Here is a 17,721-nt window from a genome sequence, read left to right as displayed (position 1 = left end):
TCTTTAGAATGGCAATCCATTACTCAAAGATGGGTTCTTATTTTTTAGAAAGGTGGGCAATCATGGGCTGGATTATTCGTGTTTTATGTCGATTTTTACTAGGAATTTTGCGTATGTTTTGGCGCCTTGTATGGACCCTTATCTTCTTAATTCTCATCACTTTTGGGATTCTCTGGTATGTGATAGGTGATTTACCTGCTACTTTAAATCAAGTTAGCAAAGTGGTCCAAGTCGGTCAAGCAGGTTGGCACCAATGGCAAGAAACTGGTAAATTACAAGGTCTGTCTCAGATAGATAATCATCAAGCTTCAGGAGCAAAATGGCCAAAATCGCAAGCAACTATCTATATTGACTCTCAAATGGATACCACTTTCCAAAAGGCCTATGCTGAAGCTGTTGTCAACTGGAATGAAACAGGTGCTTTTAACTTTGTAGTTGTAGATGATTCTAATCAAGCTGATATTTTAGCCACTGAAATGAACGATGGTTCGACAGCTGTTGCTGGCGAGGCAGAGAGTCAAACAAATCTCCTAACCAAACAATTCACTTCGGTAACCGTTCGTTTGAATCATTACTATCTATCTAATCCAAATTATGGCTATACGTATGACCGCATTTTGCATACGGCAGAACATGAGCTAGGTCATGCCATTGGTTTGGAACATACTAATGAAGTTTCGGTTATGCAACCAGCAGGCTCCTATTATGGTATCCAAGCTCAAGATGTAAAAACAGTTCAAGAGCTATATGAGTCTGGAGAATAACTGATTTTCAAAGGAAACTGGAGCTCTCTGATTTAAGCAATACAGGGGGCTTTTTGCTATAATGGAACTATGAATAACTTGATTAAATCAAAACTGGAGCTCTTGCCGACTAGCCCTGGTTGTTACATTCACAAAGATAAAAACGGCACTATCATTTATGTAGGAAAGGCTAAAAATCTGCGCAATCGGGTGCGGTCCTACTTCCGTGGGAGCCATGATACCAAGACTGAAGCCTTGGTGTCTGAAATTGTGGATTTTGAGTTTATTGTTACGGAGTCTAATATAGAGGCCCTTCTTTTAGAGATTAATCTCATCAAGGAAAACAAGCCTAAGTACAATATTATGCTCAAGGACGACAAGTCCTATCCCTTTATCAAAATCACCAATGAGCGCTATCCTCGCTTGATTATCACCCGTCAGGTCAAGAAAGACGGAGGACTCTATTTTGGTCCCTATCCGGATGTGGGCGCAGCCAATGAAATCAAGAGACTTTTAGACCGGATTTTTCCTTTCCGAAAGTGTACTAATCCACCTTCGAAAGTCTGTTTTTACTACCACATAGGCCAGTGCATGGCTCATACAGTTTGTCGCAAGGATGAAGCCTATTTTAAAGCTATGTCCCAAGAAGTCTCTGATTTTCTCAAGGGACAAGACGATAAAATCATTGATGAACTCAAGAGTAAGATGGCTTTGGCAGCCCAAAGTATGGAGTTTGAACGTGCAGCGGAATACCGTGATTTGATTCAGGCCATTGGCACCCTTCGGACTAAGCAACGAGTCATGGCAAAAGATCTTCAAAATCGTGATGTATTTGGCTATTACGTGGATAAGGGCTGGATGTGTGTTCAGGTCTTCTTTGTCCGTCAGGGAAAATTGATTGAACGGGATGTCAATCTCTTTCCTTACTACAACGATCCTGATGAGGATTTTCTGACCTATGTGGGGCAGTTTTATCAAGAAAAATCTCACTTGGTTCCAAATGAGATTTTGATTCCTCAAGATATTGACGAAGAAGCTATCAAGGCTTTGGTGAATACAAAGGTTCTCAAGCCCCAACGCGGTGAGAAAAAACAGCTAGTTAATCTAGCCGTCAAAAATGCGCGTGTTAGTTTAGAACAGAAATTTAATCTGCTAGAAAAATCAGTTGAGAAGACTCAAGGGGCTATTGAAAATCTTGGGCGACTTTTACAAATTCCGACCCCAGTCCGTATCGAGTCTTTTGATAACTCTAATATTATGGGGACTAGTCCAGTCTCTGCTATGGTTGTTTTTGTCAATGGAAAACCGAGCAAGAAGGATTACCGTAAGTATAAAATCAAGACTGTGGTCGGACCAGATGACTATGCAAGTATGCGAGAGGTTATTCGTAGACGTTATGGACGGGTCCAGCGTGACGGTTTGACACCGCCAGATTTGATTGTCATTGATGGGGGACAAGGTCAGGTCAATATCGCTAAACAGGTCATTCAAGAAGAGTTAGGGTTAGATATTCCGATCGCAGGTCTGCAAAAGAACGACAAGCACCAAACTCATGAATTGCTCTTTGGAGACCCACTTGAGGTGGTAGAGTTGTCTCGCAATTCTCAAGAATTTTTCCTCTTGCAACGCATTCAGGATGAAGTTCACCGTTTTGCAATCACCTTCCACCGTCAACTCCGTTCTAAAAATTCCTTCTCCTCTCAATTGGATGGAATTGAAGGTTTGGGTCCCAAACGCAAGCAGAATTTAATGAAATATTTTAAGTCTCTAACAAAAATTAAGGAAGCCAGTGTGGATGAAATTATAGAAGTTGGCATACCAAGAGCTGTTGCAGAGGCAGTTCATAGACAGTTAAATCCAGAAGTAGACTCGGGGCTAGCTCAAGTTGCTGAAAAATTTGCCAACTACGAAGAATAACAAGAAATAAGGTTTGTAGTCTAGCGGGTGCAAGCTTGTCAGAATTATGGTAAAATAGATAAGATATGACTAAAGAATTTCATCATGTAACGGTTATGCTTTATGAAACAATTGATATGCTAGATGTAAAACCTGACGGTATTTATGTTGATGCGACTTTGGGTGGAGCGGGCCACAGTGAGTATTTATTAAGTAAACTAAGTGAGAAAGGGCATCTCTATGCCTTTGATCAGGACCAAAACGCTATTGATAATGCGCAAAAACGTCTAGCTCCTTATATCGAAAAAGGGATGGTCACTTTTATTAAGGACAATTTTCGTAACTTAAGGGTTAGATTGCATGAAGCTGGGGTCCAAGAAATAGATGGAATCTGTTATGATTTAGGAGTATCGAGTCCGCAACTAGATCAGCGTGAACGTGGCTTTTCATATAAGAAGGATGCGCCGCTGGATATGCGGATGAATCAGGAAGCTAGTTTGACTGCTTATGAAGTTGTCAATCATTATGACTATCATGAATTGGTTCGAATCTTTTTCAAATATGGAGAAGATAAGTTTTCTAAACAGATTGCGCGCAAAATTGAGCAAGCTCGTCAGGTAAAGCCAATTGAGACAACAACCGAATTGGCAGAGATTATCAAGTCGGCAAAGCCTGCGAAGGAGCTTAAGAAAAAAGGGCACCCAGCCAAGCAAATTTTCCAGGCTATTCGTATTGAAGTCAATGATGAGCTGGGAGCAGCCGATGAATCTATCCAGCAAGCGATAGATATGCTAGCTTTAGATGGCAGAATATCAGTGATTACCTTCCATTCGCTAGAAGATCGCTTGACCAAGCAACTATTTAAGGAAGCTTCGACAGTAGAAGTTCCGAAAGGGTTGCCTTTTATTCCAGATGAACTCAAGCCTAAAATGGAATTGGTTTCTCGCAAGCCGATTTTACCTAGCAAGGAAGAATTGGAAGTCAATAATCGTTCCCATTCAGCTAAGCTAAGAGTCGCTAGAAAAATTCACAAGTAAGAGGATAAAATGGTAGAAAAAAGAGAAACGACTAGCCAACTACTTCAGGCACGTATCAAGAGATTCTCGCGGGTTGAAAAGGCTTTTTACCTTTCAATTGCCATTACAGCCCTAGTCTTAGCTATCAGTGTTGTTTATATGCAAACAAAGCTATTGCAAGTCCAAAGTGAGTTGACGAGTGTGAATGCTCAGATTGAGGAGAAGAAGACCGAGTTGGACGATGCTAAGCAAGAAGTCAATGAATTAATCCGGTCAGAACGCTTGACAGGTATTGCAGATTCGCAAGAGTTACAATTATATAATGAAAATATCCGATCGGCGGAGTAGTAGATGAAAACTATGAAAGAAAAAATAATACGCTTTGCCATTAAGAATCGTAAATCTCCAATGGAAAACCGCAGACGAGTGGGAAAGAGTCTGAGCCTTTTGGCCGTTTTTCTCTTTGCTGTTTTTTTGGTTAATTTTGCGGTAATTATTGGTACAGGCTCAAAGTTTGGTGTTAACTTAGTTAAGGAAGCAGCTAGGGTTCACCAGACTACACGAACAGTTCCTGCAAAGAGGGGGACCATATACGATCGTAATGGAACACCTATAGCAGAAGATGCCACATCTTATAATGTTTATGCGGTAATTGACAAAGAATATAAATCTGCAAACGGTGAGATTCTTTATGTTGAAGAATCTCAGTATAACAAAGTCGCGGAAGTCTTTCATAAGTATTTAGATATGGAAGAATCTTATGTAAAGGAGCAACTTTCTCAGCCTAATCTAAAGCAGGTTTCTTTTGGTGCTAAAGGAAATGGCATTACTTATGCAAATATGATGTCTATTAAAAATGATTTGGAAACAGCTAAGGTTGAGGGAGTTGATTTTACAACTAGCCCAAATCGAAGCTATCCTAACGGGAAATTTGCTTCATCTTTCATCGGACTAGCGCAGTTGCATGAAAATGAAGATGGTTCAAAGAGTCTCATTGGGACGTCTGGTGTCGAGAGTTCCTTGAATAGCTTGTTAGCGGGAACAGATGGTATCATTACCTATGAAAAAGACCGTTTAGGGAATATTGTTCCAGGTACGGAACAAGTTACCCGACAGACTGTAAACGGGAAAGACGTCTACACGACCCTATCTAGTCCTTTACAATCTTTCATGGAAAGTCAAATGGATGCCTTCCAAGAAAAAGTTAAGGGAAAATATATGACTGCGACCTTGGTGAGTGCCAAAACGGGAGAAATTCTTGCAACGACACAAAAGCCAACTTTTGATGCAGATACAAAAGAAGGGTTGGATGAGAACTTTGTTTGGCGTGATCTTCTGTATCAAAGTAACTATGAACCAGGATCAACCATGAAGGTAATGACTCTGGCGGCCGCTATTGACAATAAAACATTCCCTGGAGGAGAGTCTTTTAATGCTTCCGAATTAAAAATTGCTGATGCTACCATCAAGGACTGGGATGTAAATGAAGGGTTAACGAGTGGTGGAATAATGACATACTCGCAAGGTTTTGCCCACTCTAGTAATATCGGAATGACCTTGTTAGAGCAAAAGATGGGAGATGCAACTTGGTTGGATTATCTCAATCGTTTCAAATTCGGAATTCCAACAAGATTTGGGATGAGTAATGAGTATGGTGGACAATTGCCTGATGACAATATTGTCAATATTGCCATGAGTTCCTTCGGTCAGGGTATTTCTGTAACTCAAGTGCAAATGCTCAGAGCTTTTACAGCTATTGCTAATGATGGAGTTATGCTAGAGCCTAAATTTATCAGTGCTTTATATGATCCAAATGATGAGACGGTTCGTAAGTCGAAAAAAGAAGTAGTGGGGAATCCTGTTTCTAAGGAAGCAGCTAGCGTGACACGAGAGCATATGGTTACTGTGGGAACGGATCCCTATTATGGAACTATGTACAATCATAGTACTGGAAAAGGAGTGATTACTCTTCCAAACCAAAACGTTGCAATGAAATCCGGGACTGCGCAGATTGCTGATGAGCAAAATGGAGGATACTTAGTTGGGGAAACCAATCATATCTTTTCTGTAGTAACCATGCATCCTTCTGAAAATCCTGATTTTATTCTCTATGTGACAGTTCAACAACCAGAACATTATTCTCAGGCTATACTTGGTGAATTTGCCAATCCTATACTTGAGAGAGCTTCGGCCATGAAAGAATTGCTTAATCTCCAATCAACTGCTAAGAATTTAGATCAAGTAACAACTACAACTAGCTACGCAATGCCTTCGACTAAAGACTATAGTCCTGGGGGATTGTCAGAAGAACTACGTCGTAACCTTGTACAACCGATTGTTGTTGGTTCAGGTACTAAAATTAAGGAAAGCTCAGTAGCAGAGGGAACCAATTTAGATGCTAATGAACAAATCTTACTTCTTTCTGATAAGGTAGAAGAAATGCCGGATTTGTATGGTTGGACGAAGCAAAATGTTGAAACGTTAGCTAAGTGGCTAAATATTGAAGTTGAATTTGAAGGTAGTGGAGAAACTGTTAAAAAACAAAGTGTTCGAACCAATACAACTTTGAAAGATCTACAGAAAATAAAAATAACTTTAGGAGATTAGTATGATCATTTCTATCCTTGCTGGAGTGTGCACCTTTATTCTAACGGTCATTGGAATTCCAGCCTTTATCCGTTTTTATCGTAAGGCACAAATCACTGGTCAGCAGATGCACGAGGATGTCAAACAGCATCAGGCAAAAGCTGGAACACCAACAATGGGTGGAATTGTTTTCCTTATAGTAGGTGTTTTAGTCAGCTTTGTATTTGCACTTTTGACCAATCAATTGACCAACAATCTAGGGATGATTCTATTTATCCTGGTCTTGTATGGTTTGGTTGGTTTCTTGGATGATTTCCTCAAGGTTTTTCGTAAAATCAATGAAGGTCTCAATCCGAAACAAAAGCTCTTGCTTCAGTTAGTAGGAGGGGTTATCTTCTATTTCTTTTATGAAAGAGGAGGGGATGTCTTAAATGTATTTGGTTATCCATTGCACTTAGGCTTTCTTTACATTTTCTTTGCTCTCTTCTGGTTAGTTGGTTTTTCAAATGCTGTTAACTTGACTGATGGAATTGATGGCTTGGCAAGTATCTCAGTAGTGATTAGCCTATCTGCCTATGGAGTCATTGCTTATGTACAAAACCAATTGGATATTCTCCTAGTGATTCTTGCCATGAGTGGTGGTCTTCTTGGTTTCTTTGTCTTTAACCATAAGCCTGCTAAAGTTTTTATGGGAGATGTCGGAAGTCTTGCTCTTGGAGGGATGTTGGCCGCTATTTCCATGGCCCTTCACCAGGAGTGGACACTTCTCTTGATTGGAATCATTTATGTATTTGAGACAACATCAGTTATGATGCAAGTTGCCTACTTTAAGTTGACTGGAGGAAAACGTATCTTCCGGATGACACCAGTTCATCACCATTTTGAGCTGGGTGGATTATCAGGTAAAGGTCAAGCCTGGAGTGAGTGGAAGGTCGATTTCTTCTTCTGGGGAGTGGGATTACTTGCTAGCCTCATGACCTTGGCTTTCATGTATTTATTCTAAAAATAGAATATTGAATTGATAATGAGAAGGGTTTATACCCTTCTCTTTTTAGTTCTTGTTTTCTTCAATTGACGAATCCTTTTCTCAAAAAAGTAAAATTATGATAAAATGGAAAAAAAGAAAGATGGAACGATGAGTTATTTTAAAAAGTATAGATTTGATAAAAGCAAGTTCAAGTTGGGGATGCGTACCTTTAAAACAGGAATCGCTGTTTTTTTGGTCCTCATGATTTTTGGTTTTTTTGGATGGAAGGGGCTTCAGATTGGAGCTTTGACAGCCGTTTTTAGTTTGAGAGAAGACTTTGATAAGAGTGTCCACTTTGGGACATCACGTATTTTAGGGAATAGTATCGGTGGTTTTTATGCGCTGATTTTCTTTCTCTTGAACAACTTTTTCCATGGAGCCTTTTGGGTGACTCTCCTTGTGGTTCCAATATGTACCATGTTAACCATTATGACAAATGTTGCCATGAACAATAAGTCAGGAGTTATTGGTGGAGTTGCAGCCATGCTGATTATTACCCTATCAATTCCGAGCGGAGAGACTGTTTTGTACGTTTTTGCTCGAGTTTTTGAGACTTTTATGGGTGTTTTTGTAGCAATTCTAGTAAATTATGATATTGATCGCTTGCGGAGTTTTATACAGAAAAAATAAAATAATGTCACAAGATATAACATTAACAATTGACGATTGATTTTTTTTAGACTATAATAGACAGAAAGAAGAGGAAGTGCACATGAAGGAAAAAGAATTTCGTCGCAATATGGCAGTTTTCCCCATTGGTAGTGTTATGAAGTTGACCGATCTTTCGGCGCGTCAAATTCGTTATTATGAAGATCAAGAGTTGATAAAACCTGACCGCAACGAAGGCAATCGTCGGATGTATTCTTTGAATGACATGGATCGCTTGTTGGAGATTAAAGATTATATCTCTGAAGGTCTGAACATTGCTGCCATCAAGAAAAAATATGCTGAACGTGAAGCGAAATCTAGAAAACCAGTTAGTCAAACTGAAGTGCGTCGGGCGCTTCGGAATGAGGTTCTCCAACAAAGCCGCTTTGCTTCTCAACAATCACCTTTTGGTCGCGGTTAGGCAACCGCTAGTCGTCATATATAAGGAGAAAAACCATGCCAATCACAGCTGCAGATATTCGTCGTGAAGTTAAGGAAAAAAATGTAACCTTTATCCGCCTCATGTTTTCAGATATTTTGGGAACAATGAAAAACGTCGAAATTCCTGCTACAGATGAACAACTAGACAAGGTCTTGTCAAACAAGGCTATGTTTGATGGATCTTCTATTGAAGGGTTTGTTCGTATCAATGAATCAGATATGTACTTGTACCCTGACCTAGACACATGGACTGTCTTCCCTTGGGGAGATGAGAACGGTAGTGTCGCAGGATTGATCTGTGATGTCTATACAACAGAAGGAGAGCCATTTGCTGGAGATCCTCGAAGCAACCTTAAACGAGCTCTTCATCACATGGAAAAAGTAGGATTCAAATCTTTCAACCTTGGTCCAGAACCAGAATTCTTCCTATTTAAGCTTGATGAGAATGGAGACCCAACTCTCGAGGTGAATGACAAGGGTGGTTACTTTGATTTGGCGCCTACAGACCTTGCTGACAACACTCGTCGTGAGATTGTTAACGTATTGACTAAGATGGGATTTGAAGTTGAAGCAAGTCACCATGAAGTGGCCGTAGGGCAACATGAAATTGACTTTAAGTACGATGAAGTTCTTCGTGCATGTGACAAAATTCAAATTTTTAAACTTGTTGTAAAAACCATTGCTCGTAAACATGGTTTGTATGCGACTTTTATGGCCAAACCAAAATTTGGTATTGCTGGTTCAGGTATGCACTGCAACATGTCCTTGTTTGATGCGGAAGGAAATAATGCCTTCTTTGATCCAAAAGATCCAAAAGGTATGCAGTTGTCAGAAACAGCCTATCATTTCCTTGGTGGTTTAATTAAACATGCCTACAACTATACAGCTATCATGAACCCAACAGTTAACTCATACAAACGTTTGGTTCCAGGATTCGAGGCTCCTGTCTATATTGCTTGGGCTGGTCGTAACCGTTCTCCACTTGTCCGCGTTCCTGCTACACGTGGTATGGGAACTCGACTTGAGTTGCGCTCAGTTGACCCAATGGCTAACCCATATATTGCTATGGCTGTTCTTTTGGAAGTTGGTTTGCATGGTATCGAAAATAAAATCGAAGCCCCAGCGCCAATCGAAGAAAATATCTATATCATGACTGCAGAAGAACGTAAAGAGGCTGGCATTACTGACCTTCCATCAACTCTTCACAACGCATTGAAAGCTATGACAGAAGACGAAGTAGTTAAAGCTGCTCTTGGTGAACATATCTATACGAGCTTCCTTGAAGCCAAACGAATCGAGTGGGCAAGCTACGCAACCTTTGTGTCACAATGGGAAATTGATAACTATCTAGATCTTTACTAATGATAAATCAGAAAGATTGTCCGAGAGGACGATCTTTTTTTTTCTTGCAATTTATATCGAGGTGTGATATAGTTTGTATAACGAGGTGCGATACATCGAACTGAATTGGAGGTCTGGTTAAATGGAATTAACAGATAAGATTAGACGGGTTTACCTTCCCATGACTGAAACGGGTTTTTATATTCTGTTCTGTCTGCAAAAGGAGAACCATGGTTATGGTATTACACAAAAGGTCAAAGAGATGACAGATTCGCAAGTATCAATTAGTCCTGGAACTATGTATGGAACCCTGTCAAAGATGGAAAAGGATGGCTTGGTTTCCTTTGACCGAGAAGAGGAAAAACGTAAAATCTATCAGATAACAGACTTGGGTCGAAAAGTTTTAGAAATTGAGTTGAAACGTATTGAGCGGCTCTACAGAAATAGTCGGGAGGAGCTTTGATGGAAAAGAAAGTTGTTTATAGGACTTGTACCATTGCAGATTATGATAGAGAGGCTCTCTATCTCAGGGAAATGCATGCTGAGGGCTGGAAACTTAAGGAAGTAAGTTACTCTAGCTTAGTAATTGCGGTTAAGTATACTTTTGAAAAGTGCCAACCGGAGCAGGTGGTTTATCAGTTGGACTTTTATCCTATAAAAAAGTCAGAGAGAGCTTCCTATTTACAACTGTTTAAAGATTGTGGCTGGGAGCATATTACAGACTTTAATGGTTTTTCCTACTTTAGAAAGCTTTATTCTGGAGTTGAGTCGGATGCCGAGTTTGAAATTTATAATGACGCGGCCGGGAAGTTAGCAATGGTCAAGAAGATTTTAACAATGCGGATGCTTCCTGTTTTGCTTCTCTTTTCAGTGCTACTACCGGTTTTCTCAAAGTTACTCAGTGGAAGAAGTTATTTCAGTTGGGGAATGTTTTTGATTGTTATCATAGACTGTACTTTATTGATAGTTTCCGCGATTCAGATTTCTTATATTTTTTGGAGATTGTTTCAAAAGTGGAAAGAATTATCTGATAAATAAAACCATTTTGGAGGTTAGACAATGAATAGCAAAGTACAATTTCGAATGTTTACCATTTTTGATTTGGATAAGGTAGAAGATTATTTGCATGAGATGCATTTGAAAGGTTGGAAATTTAAATCGAATCGTTTTGGCTTTTTCTATTTTGAAGAATGCCGACCAGATGATGTGATTTACCATGTGTGGAATACTAGCAACCTTAGAAAAAATGAGGTAGATTTACAAAATATTAAGGATAGAGGATGGGAATATGTGGAAAATTGTTCTTATACTGTTTTTCAAAAAGCAACTTGTGATGTAGATTTAAATGATCAATCTTTCATGGACAATCGTCTTAGATGGGAAAATGTGAAATCTAGGTTTCGTACATCGACAGTAGCTATCTCTGGCGGTCTAGTTGTTTGTATGAGTCTGTTTCGAGAAAGTCTCTCTCAGTCTTTCTTCCTTATTTTTGCCCTATATGCTCTCATGATTACTTATCTAATCTATAGTTTTTACAGACTTAGAAGGAAATATCTGGTTGGTTAACAATAGTTTCTAGGTCTTCAGACCGATTTTTAGCACTCTTGACAAAAGAGTGCTAATTTTTTGAGTTTTTGTCTTGACATTCTCTTTTAAGGGTGTATAATAGAATCATAAGTTAGCACTCGGATGTACAGAGTGCTAAAAAATCTGACAGAGAGGAGTGACAAGATGGTTACAGAACGTCAGCAGAATATTTTAAATCTGATTGTTGACATCTTTACCAAAACGCACGAACCTGTTGGATCTAAGGCCTTGCAAGAGTCTATCAACTCTAGTAGTGCTACCATTCGAAATGATATGGCAGCTCTAGAAAAGCAAGGTTTGCTTGAAAAGGCTCATACTTCCAGTGGTCGGATGCCGAGTGTGGCTGGATTTCAATACTATGTCAAACACTCCTTGTCCTTCGACCGTTTAGCTGAGAATCAAGTTTATGAGATTGTAAAAGCTTTTGATCAGGAGTTCTTCAAGCTTGAGGATATCCTTCAAGAGGCAACGAAAATCTTGTCAGACTTGAGTGGTTGTACGGTTGTAGCACTGGATGTTGAACCAAGTAGGCAGAAGCTGACAGCTTTTGATATTGTTGTCCTCGGACAACATACCGCTTTAGCTGTATTTACCCTAGATGAGTCACGAACAGTTACAAGTCAGTTTTTAATTCCAAGAAATTTTTTACAGGAAGATTTAAACAGACTTAAGACCATGATTCAGGAACGTTTCTTAGGGCAAACAGTTCTGGATATTCACTACAAGATTCGGACAGAGATCCCGCAGATTATCCAACGTTACTTTACAACGACGGACAACGTTATGGATCTCGTCGAACATATCTTCAAAGAAATGTTCAATGAAAATATCGTGGTTTCTGGGAAAGTCAATCTTTTGAATTTTGCTAATTTAGCGGCCTATCAATTTTTTGATCAGCCACAAAAAGTAGCTTTGGAAATTCGAGAGAATCTGATTGGCGACCAGATGCAAAGTGTCCGAGTTGCGGATAGCCAAGAATCTTGTCTTGCTGACTTAGCAGTGATTAGCAGTAAGTTCCTGATTCCCTATCGTGGATTTGGAATTCTTGCGATTATAGGTCCGGTAAATCTGGATTATCAACAATTGGTCAATCAACTCAATGTTGTCAATCGAGTTCTAACCATGAAGTTGACGGATTTTTACCGCTATCTCAGCAGTAATCACTATGAAGTGAATTAAGATTGAAATCATTAAAGGAGGCGAAAATGGCCCAAGATATAAAAAATGAAGAAGTAAAAAAAGAGGAAGTTGTGGAAACAGCTGAAGAAACAACTCCTGAGAAGTCTGAACTGGACTTGGCAAATGAACGTGCCGAAGAATTTGAAAACAAATATCTTCGAGCTCATGCAGAGATGCAAAACATTCAGCGCCGTGCCAACGAAGAACGCCAACTCTTGCAACGTTATCGCAGCCAAGATTTGGCAAAAGCAATCTTGCCATCATTGGATAACCTAGAACGTGCCCTTGCTGTTGAAGGGTTGACAGATGATGTGAAGAAGGGCTTGGAAATGGTCCAAGAAAGTTTGGTACATGCTCTGAAAGAAGAAGGAATTGAAGAAATTCCAGCAGACGGAGAATTTGACCATAATTACCACATGGCCATCCAAACGGTTCCAGCTGATGATGACCATCCAGCAGATACCATCGCACAAGTCTTCCAAAAAGGCTACAAACTCCATGACCGCATCCTAAGACCGGCTATGGTAGTAGTATATAACTAAGCGATAAGTCAGAAATCTGTGGTTCCGACTCCTCGTGTCGTAACATAATAGATTACTTGTCCGAAATGACACTAAACTATGAAAGAAAGATAAGAGGCAAGCCGGAGGCTTGCAAGGAAAATATTTCCTGCTGTGGTTAAAGTTTCAGTAGCTTGTGCTACTGAAACAGGGGATTTTTGAGACAATAGGCTCAAAAATAAGTGATGAAATCCCGAAGGGAGTTGCTCACGTCCCCACCACTAAAGGGGAATATTAAGAAAAATCAAAAATAGAATATAAAATTTAAGGAGAAAAACATATGTCTAAAATTATCGGTATTGACTTAGGTACAACAAACTCAGCAGTAGCAGTTCTTGAAGGGACTGAATCAAAAATCATCGCAAACCCAGAAGGAAACCGCACAACTCCATCTGTAGTGTCATTCAAAAACGGTGAAATCATCGTTGGTGACGCAGCAAAGCGTCAAGCAGTAACAAACCCAGATACAGTGATCTCTATCAAATCTAAAATGGGTACTTCTGAAAAAGTTTCTGCAAACGGTAAAGAGTACACTCCACAAGAAATCTCAGCTATGATCCTTCAATACTTGAAAGGCTACGCTGAAGACTACCTTGGTGAAAAAGTAACCAAAGCAGTTATCACAGTTCCTGCATACTTCAACGATGCTCAACGTCAAGCAACTAAAGACGCTGGTAAAATCGCTGGTCTTGAAGTAGAACGTATCGTCAACGAACCAACTGCAGCGGCTCTTGCTTACGGTTTGGATAAGACTGACAAAGAAGAAAAAATCTTGGTATTCGACCTTGGTGGTGGTACATTCGACGTATCTATCCTTGAATTAGGTGATGGTGTCTTCGATGTATTGGCAACTGCAGGGGATAACAAACTCGGTGGTGATGACTTTGACCAAAAAATCATCGACTACTTGGTAGCAGAATTCAAGAAAGAAAATGGTATCGACTTGTCAACAGACAAGATGGCTCTTCAACGTTTGAAAGACGCAGCTGAAAAAGCGAAGAAAGACCTTTCTGGTGTGACTTCAACACAAATCAGCTTGCCATTCATCACTGCTGGTGAGGCTGGACCTCTTCACTTGGAAATGACCTTGACTCGTGCGAAATTCGATGATTTGACTCGTGACCTTGTAGAACGAACAAAAGTTCCAGTTCGTCAAGCCCTTTCAGATGCAGGTTTGAGCTTGTCAGATATTGACGAAGTAATCCTTGTCGGTGGTTCAACTCGTATTCCTGCCGTTGTAGAAGCTGTTAAAGCTGAAACTGGTAAAGAACCAAACAAATCAGTGAACCCTGACGAAGTAGTTGCCATGGGTGCTGCGATCCAAGGTGGTGTGATCACTGGTGACGTCAAAGACGTTGTCCTTCTTGACGTAACTCCATTGTCACTTGGTATCGAAACAATGGGTGGAGTATTTACAAAACTCATCGACCGCAACACTACTATTCCAACATCTAAATCACAAGTCTTCTCAACTGCAGCAGACAACCAACCAGCCGTTGATATCCACGTTCTTCAAGGTGAACGCCCAATGGCAGCAGATAACAAGACTCTTGGACGCTTCCAATTGACTGATATTCCAGCTGCACCTCGTGGAATTCCTCAAATCGAAGTAACTTTCGACATCGATAAGAACGGTATCGTATCTGTTAAAGCGAAAGACCTTGGAACTCAAAAAGAACAAACAATCGTTATCCAATCAAACTCAGGTTTGACAGACGAAGAAATCGACCGCATGATGAAAGATGCAGAAGCAAACGCTGAAGCAGATAAGAAACGTAAAGAAGAAGTAGACCTTCGTAACGAAGTAGACCAAGCTATCTTTGCGACTGAAAAGACAATCAAAGAAACTGAAGGCAAAGGCTTCGATGCAGAACGTGATGCTGCTCAAGCTGCCCTTGAGGAGCTTAAGAAAGCCCAAGAAGACAATAACTTGGACGACATGAAAGCAAAACTTGAAGCCTTGAACGAAAAAGCTCAAGGACTAGCTGTGAAACTCTACGAACAAGCCGCAGCAGCGCAACAAGCTCAAGCAGGAGCAGAAGGCGCACAAGCAACAGGAAACACAGGCGATGACGTCGTAGACGGAGAGTTTACTGAAAAGTAAAACAATCCAGTGGATTGTTTTAGCGGAACCTCCTGAAATAAAGAAAGGTTCCGAGATTTGAGGATTCCTTTAATCCGAAACTCAATTCAGCCTTACTAGTTCAAAAACAAAGTATAATCGATTTTGTTTTTGAACGTCGTAATGATAGTAAGAAATCCAGAGGTTGCAACCCAGCCTCTGTTTTTCGGTAAAATGGAACGATGCTAATATTTTAGTTCGTTTCGCAATACTAATAGAAAGGAACAAAGAGTGTTCGATTAATTGAACACGGGCTACGGACTGTGCCAAAAAGATAGTTTTTTCTAGGACGCAAGCGTCCGTCGTCAAAACTCCTAGATGGCTGTGTCCGTTTGACGCCCTTTGTATCTTGAATTATGAACAATACTGAATTTTATGACCGTTTGGGCGTTTCGAAAGATGCATCTCAAGATGAAATCAAGAAAGCCTATCGGAAATTATCTAAAAAATATCACCCAGATATCAATAAAGAGCCTGGTGCTGAGGAAAAGTACAAGGAAGTTCAAGAAGCTTATGAGACCTTAAGTGATGAACAGAAGCGTGCTGCTTACGACCAATATGGTGCGGCTGGAGCCAACGGTGGCTTTGGTGGAGCAGGCGGTTTCGGTGGATTCGACGGAGCAGGTGGCTTTGGTGGATTTGAGGATATCTTTTCAAGTTTCTTCGGCGGAGGTGGCGCTTCACGCAATCCTAACGCTCCTCGTCAAGGTGATGATCTCCAGTACCGAGTTAATTTGACCTTCGAAGAAGCTGTTTTCGGAACAGAAAAAGAAGTTAAATACAATCGTGAATCAAGCTGTCGTACTTGTAACGGATCAGGTGCTAAACCTGGAACAAGTCCAGTTACTTGTGGACGCTGTCACGGTTCTGGTGTTATCAACGTCGATACTCAAACACCGCTTGGTATGATGCGTCGCCAAGTAACCTGTGATGTCTGTCACGGTCGTGGAAAAGAAATCAAAGATCCATGTACAACATGTCATGGAACAGGTCATGAAAAACAAGCTCATAGTGTCCATGTAAAAATTCCAGCAGGTGTCGAAACTGGTCAACAAATTCGTCTAGCTGGTCAAGGGGAGGCAGGTTTTAACGGTGGTCCTTATGGAGACTTGTATGTAGTCGTTTCGGTTGAACCAAGCGATAAGTTTGAGCGTGAAGGGACAACAATCTTCTATAATTTGAACTTAAACTTTGTTCAAGCAGCCCTTGGAGATACAGTAGATATTCCAACAGTTCATGGGGATGTTGAGTTAGTCATCCCAGAAGGAACGCAGACTGGTAAAAAATTCCGCCTACGTGGCAAGGGAGCTCCAAGTCTTCGAGGTGGTGTAGTAGGAGATCAATATGTAACGGTTAACGTGGTTACTCCAACGGGACTTAATGAACGTCAAAAAGCAGCCTTGAAAGAATTCGCAGCTGCGGGTGATTTAAAAGTACATCCAAAGAAAAAAGGCTTCTTTGACCATATAAAAGATGCCTTCGAGGGTGAATAAAACAAAAAGAGCCATGAGGCTCTTTTTTGTGTTTTGTTTGAGAAAAATCCTGCTATTCAGGTCTATGAGTGAGCAAGCCAGCTTCATCCATTTCCTGGATCAGTTGCTTGATTTCCGCTTCTTTACCAGGTTTCACGGTGACAGTATCAATATGCTTAATCGCCGAATTATCCTGAAGATCTACCAGGGTCAACGCTTTTTCATAGAATGCGACACCCTTTTTTAGGCTCTCCTGATCCTTCCAATATAGAATTGAGTAATTAGGATTTGGTTTCTTTCCGATTTCTTGTAAATAATTCCTACTTTCTTTCTCTAAAAATTGCAATAAACCGTGATTGAACAAGTTATCCCCTACTTTATAGTAAGAAATATCTCCTGTCTGTAGAACATAGACTTTGAGTCGGTTTTTAGTGAGGTTTGGACTTTCTTTAAGGACGGGGTGGCTATTGATAACCTGGTCTGAGAAAGTCACATAAAAATCCAAGCCCCCGCCCTCGAATTGATAACTTCCATTTGATTCTACTTTCTCAGGAGGCATGTCAAGGGAGATAAAGATTTGTTTTAAGGCTTCATTTCCTTCTCGGATGTCACTCGGTGAGGCCTTGAAAAGATTGGACAGTATTAGAAATGCTAGGGCGACAAGAAGACAGAAGCAACCAGAAATAATCAGGACCACTCGCATCAGAACTTTTAAAAATTGTTTCAATTTTATTCCCTCCCTTTTCTGTTAGGAATTGGTAACCCAAAATGGATTTAAGAGGATATAAGGAAACTAGGAGACTTTCTTTGCCTTATTGATTTTCTTCCTGCATTTCTCTTAGTACAGTGAGTCTTGTTTGGATATCTTTTTCCAAGACTTTAAACTTGTAGGTCAAATCCTTTTGGTATTCCTTGATTTGTTCTTTTTGTTGGTTAATGACTTCAAGACTATTTTGGATAATATCTAGGTCGTCTTTGATGGATTCGATTCGTGAACTAGTATCGCTAACTTCTTCGGTAATGGTTTCACGGTTCTTTGTAAGAAGGTAGCTGCCTAGAGCAGAACCGGCAAAAAGTAGTAAATTAGATAGTTTCATAGCAAC

18 protein-coding genes are annotated in these 17,721 nt (G+C 40.2%); 16 read left to right on the top strand and 2 right to left on the bottom strand.

Going from position 1 to position 17,721, the window contains the following annotated elements; translation table 11 throughout:
* Positions 1–62 precede the first annotated feature (62 nt).
* From QM847_RS04910 to dnaJ, 16 genes are all read left to right on the top strand, one after another.
* Positions 63–764 carry a matrixin family metalloprotease gene (locus QM847_RS04910; protein ID WP_414354240.1) on the top strand — a complete coding sequence of 234 codons (702 nt, stop codon included), beginning with the start codon at positions 63–65 and terminating at the stop codon, positions 762–764.
* A gap of 69 nt (positions 765–833) precedes the next feature.
* Positions 834–2,660 carry an excinuclease ABC subunit UvrC gene (gene uvrC, locus QM847_RS04905; RefSeq protein ID WP_414354238.1) on the top strand — a complete coding sequence of 609 codons (1,827 nt, stop codon included), beginning with the start codon at positions 834–836 and terminating at the stop codon, positions 2,658–2,660.
* A 65-nt stretch (positions 2,661–2,725) separates the two neighbouring features.
* Positions 2,726–3,676, top strand: coding sequence for a 16S rRNA (cytosine(1402)-N(4))-methyltransferase RsmH (gene rsmH / locus QM847_RS04900; RefSeq protein ID WP_414354237.1), 951 nt, complete (start codon positions 2,726–2,728; stop codon positions 3,674–3,676).
* Positions 3,677–3,685: 9 nt separating this feature from the next.
* Complete coding sequence (gene ftsL / locus QM847_RS04895; RefSeq protein WP_250306775.1) at positions 3,686–4,003, top strand: cell division protein FtsL; 318 nt, start codon at positions 3,686–3,688, stop codon at positions 4,001–4,003.
* Between the two features lie 3 nt (positions 4,004–4,006).
* The gene (gene pbp2X, locus QM847_RS04890; RefSeq protein ID WP_414354235.1) at positions 4,007–6,262 is read left to right on the top strand and encodes a penicillin-binding protein PBP2X; all 2,256 of its coding nucleotides are present in this window, start codon (positions 4,007–4,009) and stop codon (positions 6,260–6,262) included.
* 1 nt (position 6,263) lies between these two features.
* On the top strand, positions 6,264–7,244 hold the full coding sequence (gene mraY / locus QM847_RS04885) for a phospho-N-acetylmuramoyl-pentapeptide-transferase (protein WP_414354233.1): 981 nt from the start codon (positions 6,264–6,266) through the stop codon (positions 7,242–7,244).
* A gap of 132 nt (positions 7,245–7,376) precedes the next feature.
* Positions 7,377–7,898, top strand: coding sequence for an FUSC family protein (locus tag QM847_RS04880; RefSeq protein WP_414354231.1), 522 nt, complete (start codon positions 7,377–7,379; stop codon positions 7,896–7,898).
* Between the two features lie 82 nt (positions 7,899–7,980).
* Complete coding sequence (gene glnR, locus QM847_RS04875) at positions 7,981–8,337, top strand: transcriptional repressor GlnR (protein WP_414354229.1); 357 nt, start codon at positions 7,981–7,983, stop codon at positions 8,335–8,337.
* A 35-nt stretch (positions 8,338–8,372) separates the two neighbouring features.
* Positions 8,373–9,719 (top strand): type I glutamate--ammonia ligase, encoded by a 1,347-nt coding sequence (gene glnA, locus QM847_RS04870; protein WP_414354227.1) that lies wholly within the window; start codon positions 8,373–8,375, stop codon positions 9,717–9,719.
* Positions 9,720–9,840: 121 nt separating this feature from the next.
* Positions 9,841–10,161, top strand: coding sequence for a PadR family transcriptional regulator (locus tag QM847_RS04865; protein WP_414354225.1), 321 nt, complete (start codon positions 9,841–9,843; stop codon positions 10,159–10,161).
* Positions 10,161–10,736: a DUF2812 domain-containing protein gene (locus QM847_RS04860; RefSeq protein WP_414354224.1), complete on the top strand. Its 576-nt coding sequence runs from the start codon at positions 10,161–10,163 to the stop codon at positions 10,734–10,736. The genes QM847_RS04865 and QM847_RS04860 overlap by 1 nt, the downstream gene beginning before the upstream one ends.
* Before the next feature lie 21 nt (positions 10,737–10,757).
* Positions 10,758–11,264: a DUF2812 domain-containing protein gene (locus QM847_RS04855; protein ID WP_414354222.1), complete on the top strand. Its 507-nt coding sequence runs from the start codon at positions 10,758–10,760 to the stop codon at positions 11,262–11,264.
* A 165-nt stretch (positions 11,265–11,429) separates the two neighbouring features.
* Positions 11,430–12,464, top strand: a complete 1,035-nt coding sequence (gene hrcA / locus QM847_RS04850; protein ID WP_414354220.1) for a heat-inducible transcriptional repressor HrcA — start codon at positions 11,430–11,432, stop codon at positions 12,462–12,464.
* A gap of 26 nt (positions 12,465–12,490) precedes the next feature.
* Complete coding sequence (grpE, locus tag QM847_RS04845) at positions 12,491–13,006, top strand: nucleotide exchange factor GrpE (protein WP_414354218.1); 516 nt, start codon at positions 12,491–12,493, stop codon at positions 13,004–13,006.
* A gap of 298 nt (positions 13,007–13,304) precedes the next feature.
* Positions 13,305–15,128: a molecular chaperone DnaK gene (gene dnaK / locus QM847_RS04840; protein WP_414354217.1), complete on the top strand. Its 1,824-nt coding sequence runs from the start codon at positions 13,305–13,307 to the stop codon at positions 15,126–15,128.
* A gap of 374 nt (positions 15,129–15,502) precedes the next feature.
* On the top strand, positions 15,503–16,639 hold the full coding sequence (gene dnaJ, locus QM847_RS04835) for a molecular chaperone DnaJ (protein WP_414354216.1): 1,137 nt from the start codon (positions 15,503–15,505) through the stop codon (positions 16,637–16,639).
* Positions 16,640–16,691: 52 nt separating this feature from the next.
* Here the strand turns inward: dnaJ and QM847_RS04830 are convergent, their stop codons facing one another.
* Positions 16,692–17,345, bottom strand: a complete 654-nt coding sequence (locus QM847_RS04830) for a hypothetical protein (RefSeq protein ID WP_414354214.1) — start codon at positions 17,343–17,345, stop codon at positions 16,692–16,694.
* An 85-nt stretch (positions 17,346–17,430) separates the two neighbouring features.
* Complete coding sequence (locus QM847_RS04825) at positions 17,431–17,715, bottom strand: hypothetical protein (RefSeq protein ID WP_414354212.1); 285 nt, start codon at positions 17,713–17,715, stop codon at positions 17,431–17,433.
* Between the last annotated feature and the right edge of the window lie 6 nt (positions 17,716–17,721).

Origin of the sequence: Streptococcus timonensis (assembly GCF_047463455.1) — a bacterium.
Lineage (GTDB): Bacteria > Bacillota > Bacilli > Lactobacillales > Streptococcaceae > Streptococcus > Streptococcus timonensis_B.
The sequence above is the reverse complement of the archived record's forward strand: the minus strand, read 5'-3'. Positions and strand labels throughout refer to the sequence as shown.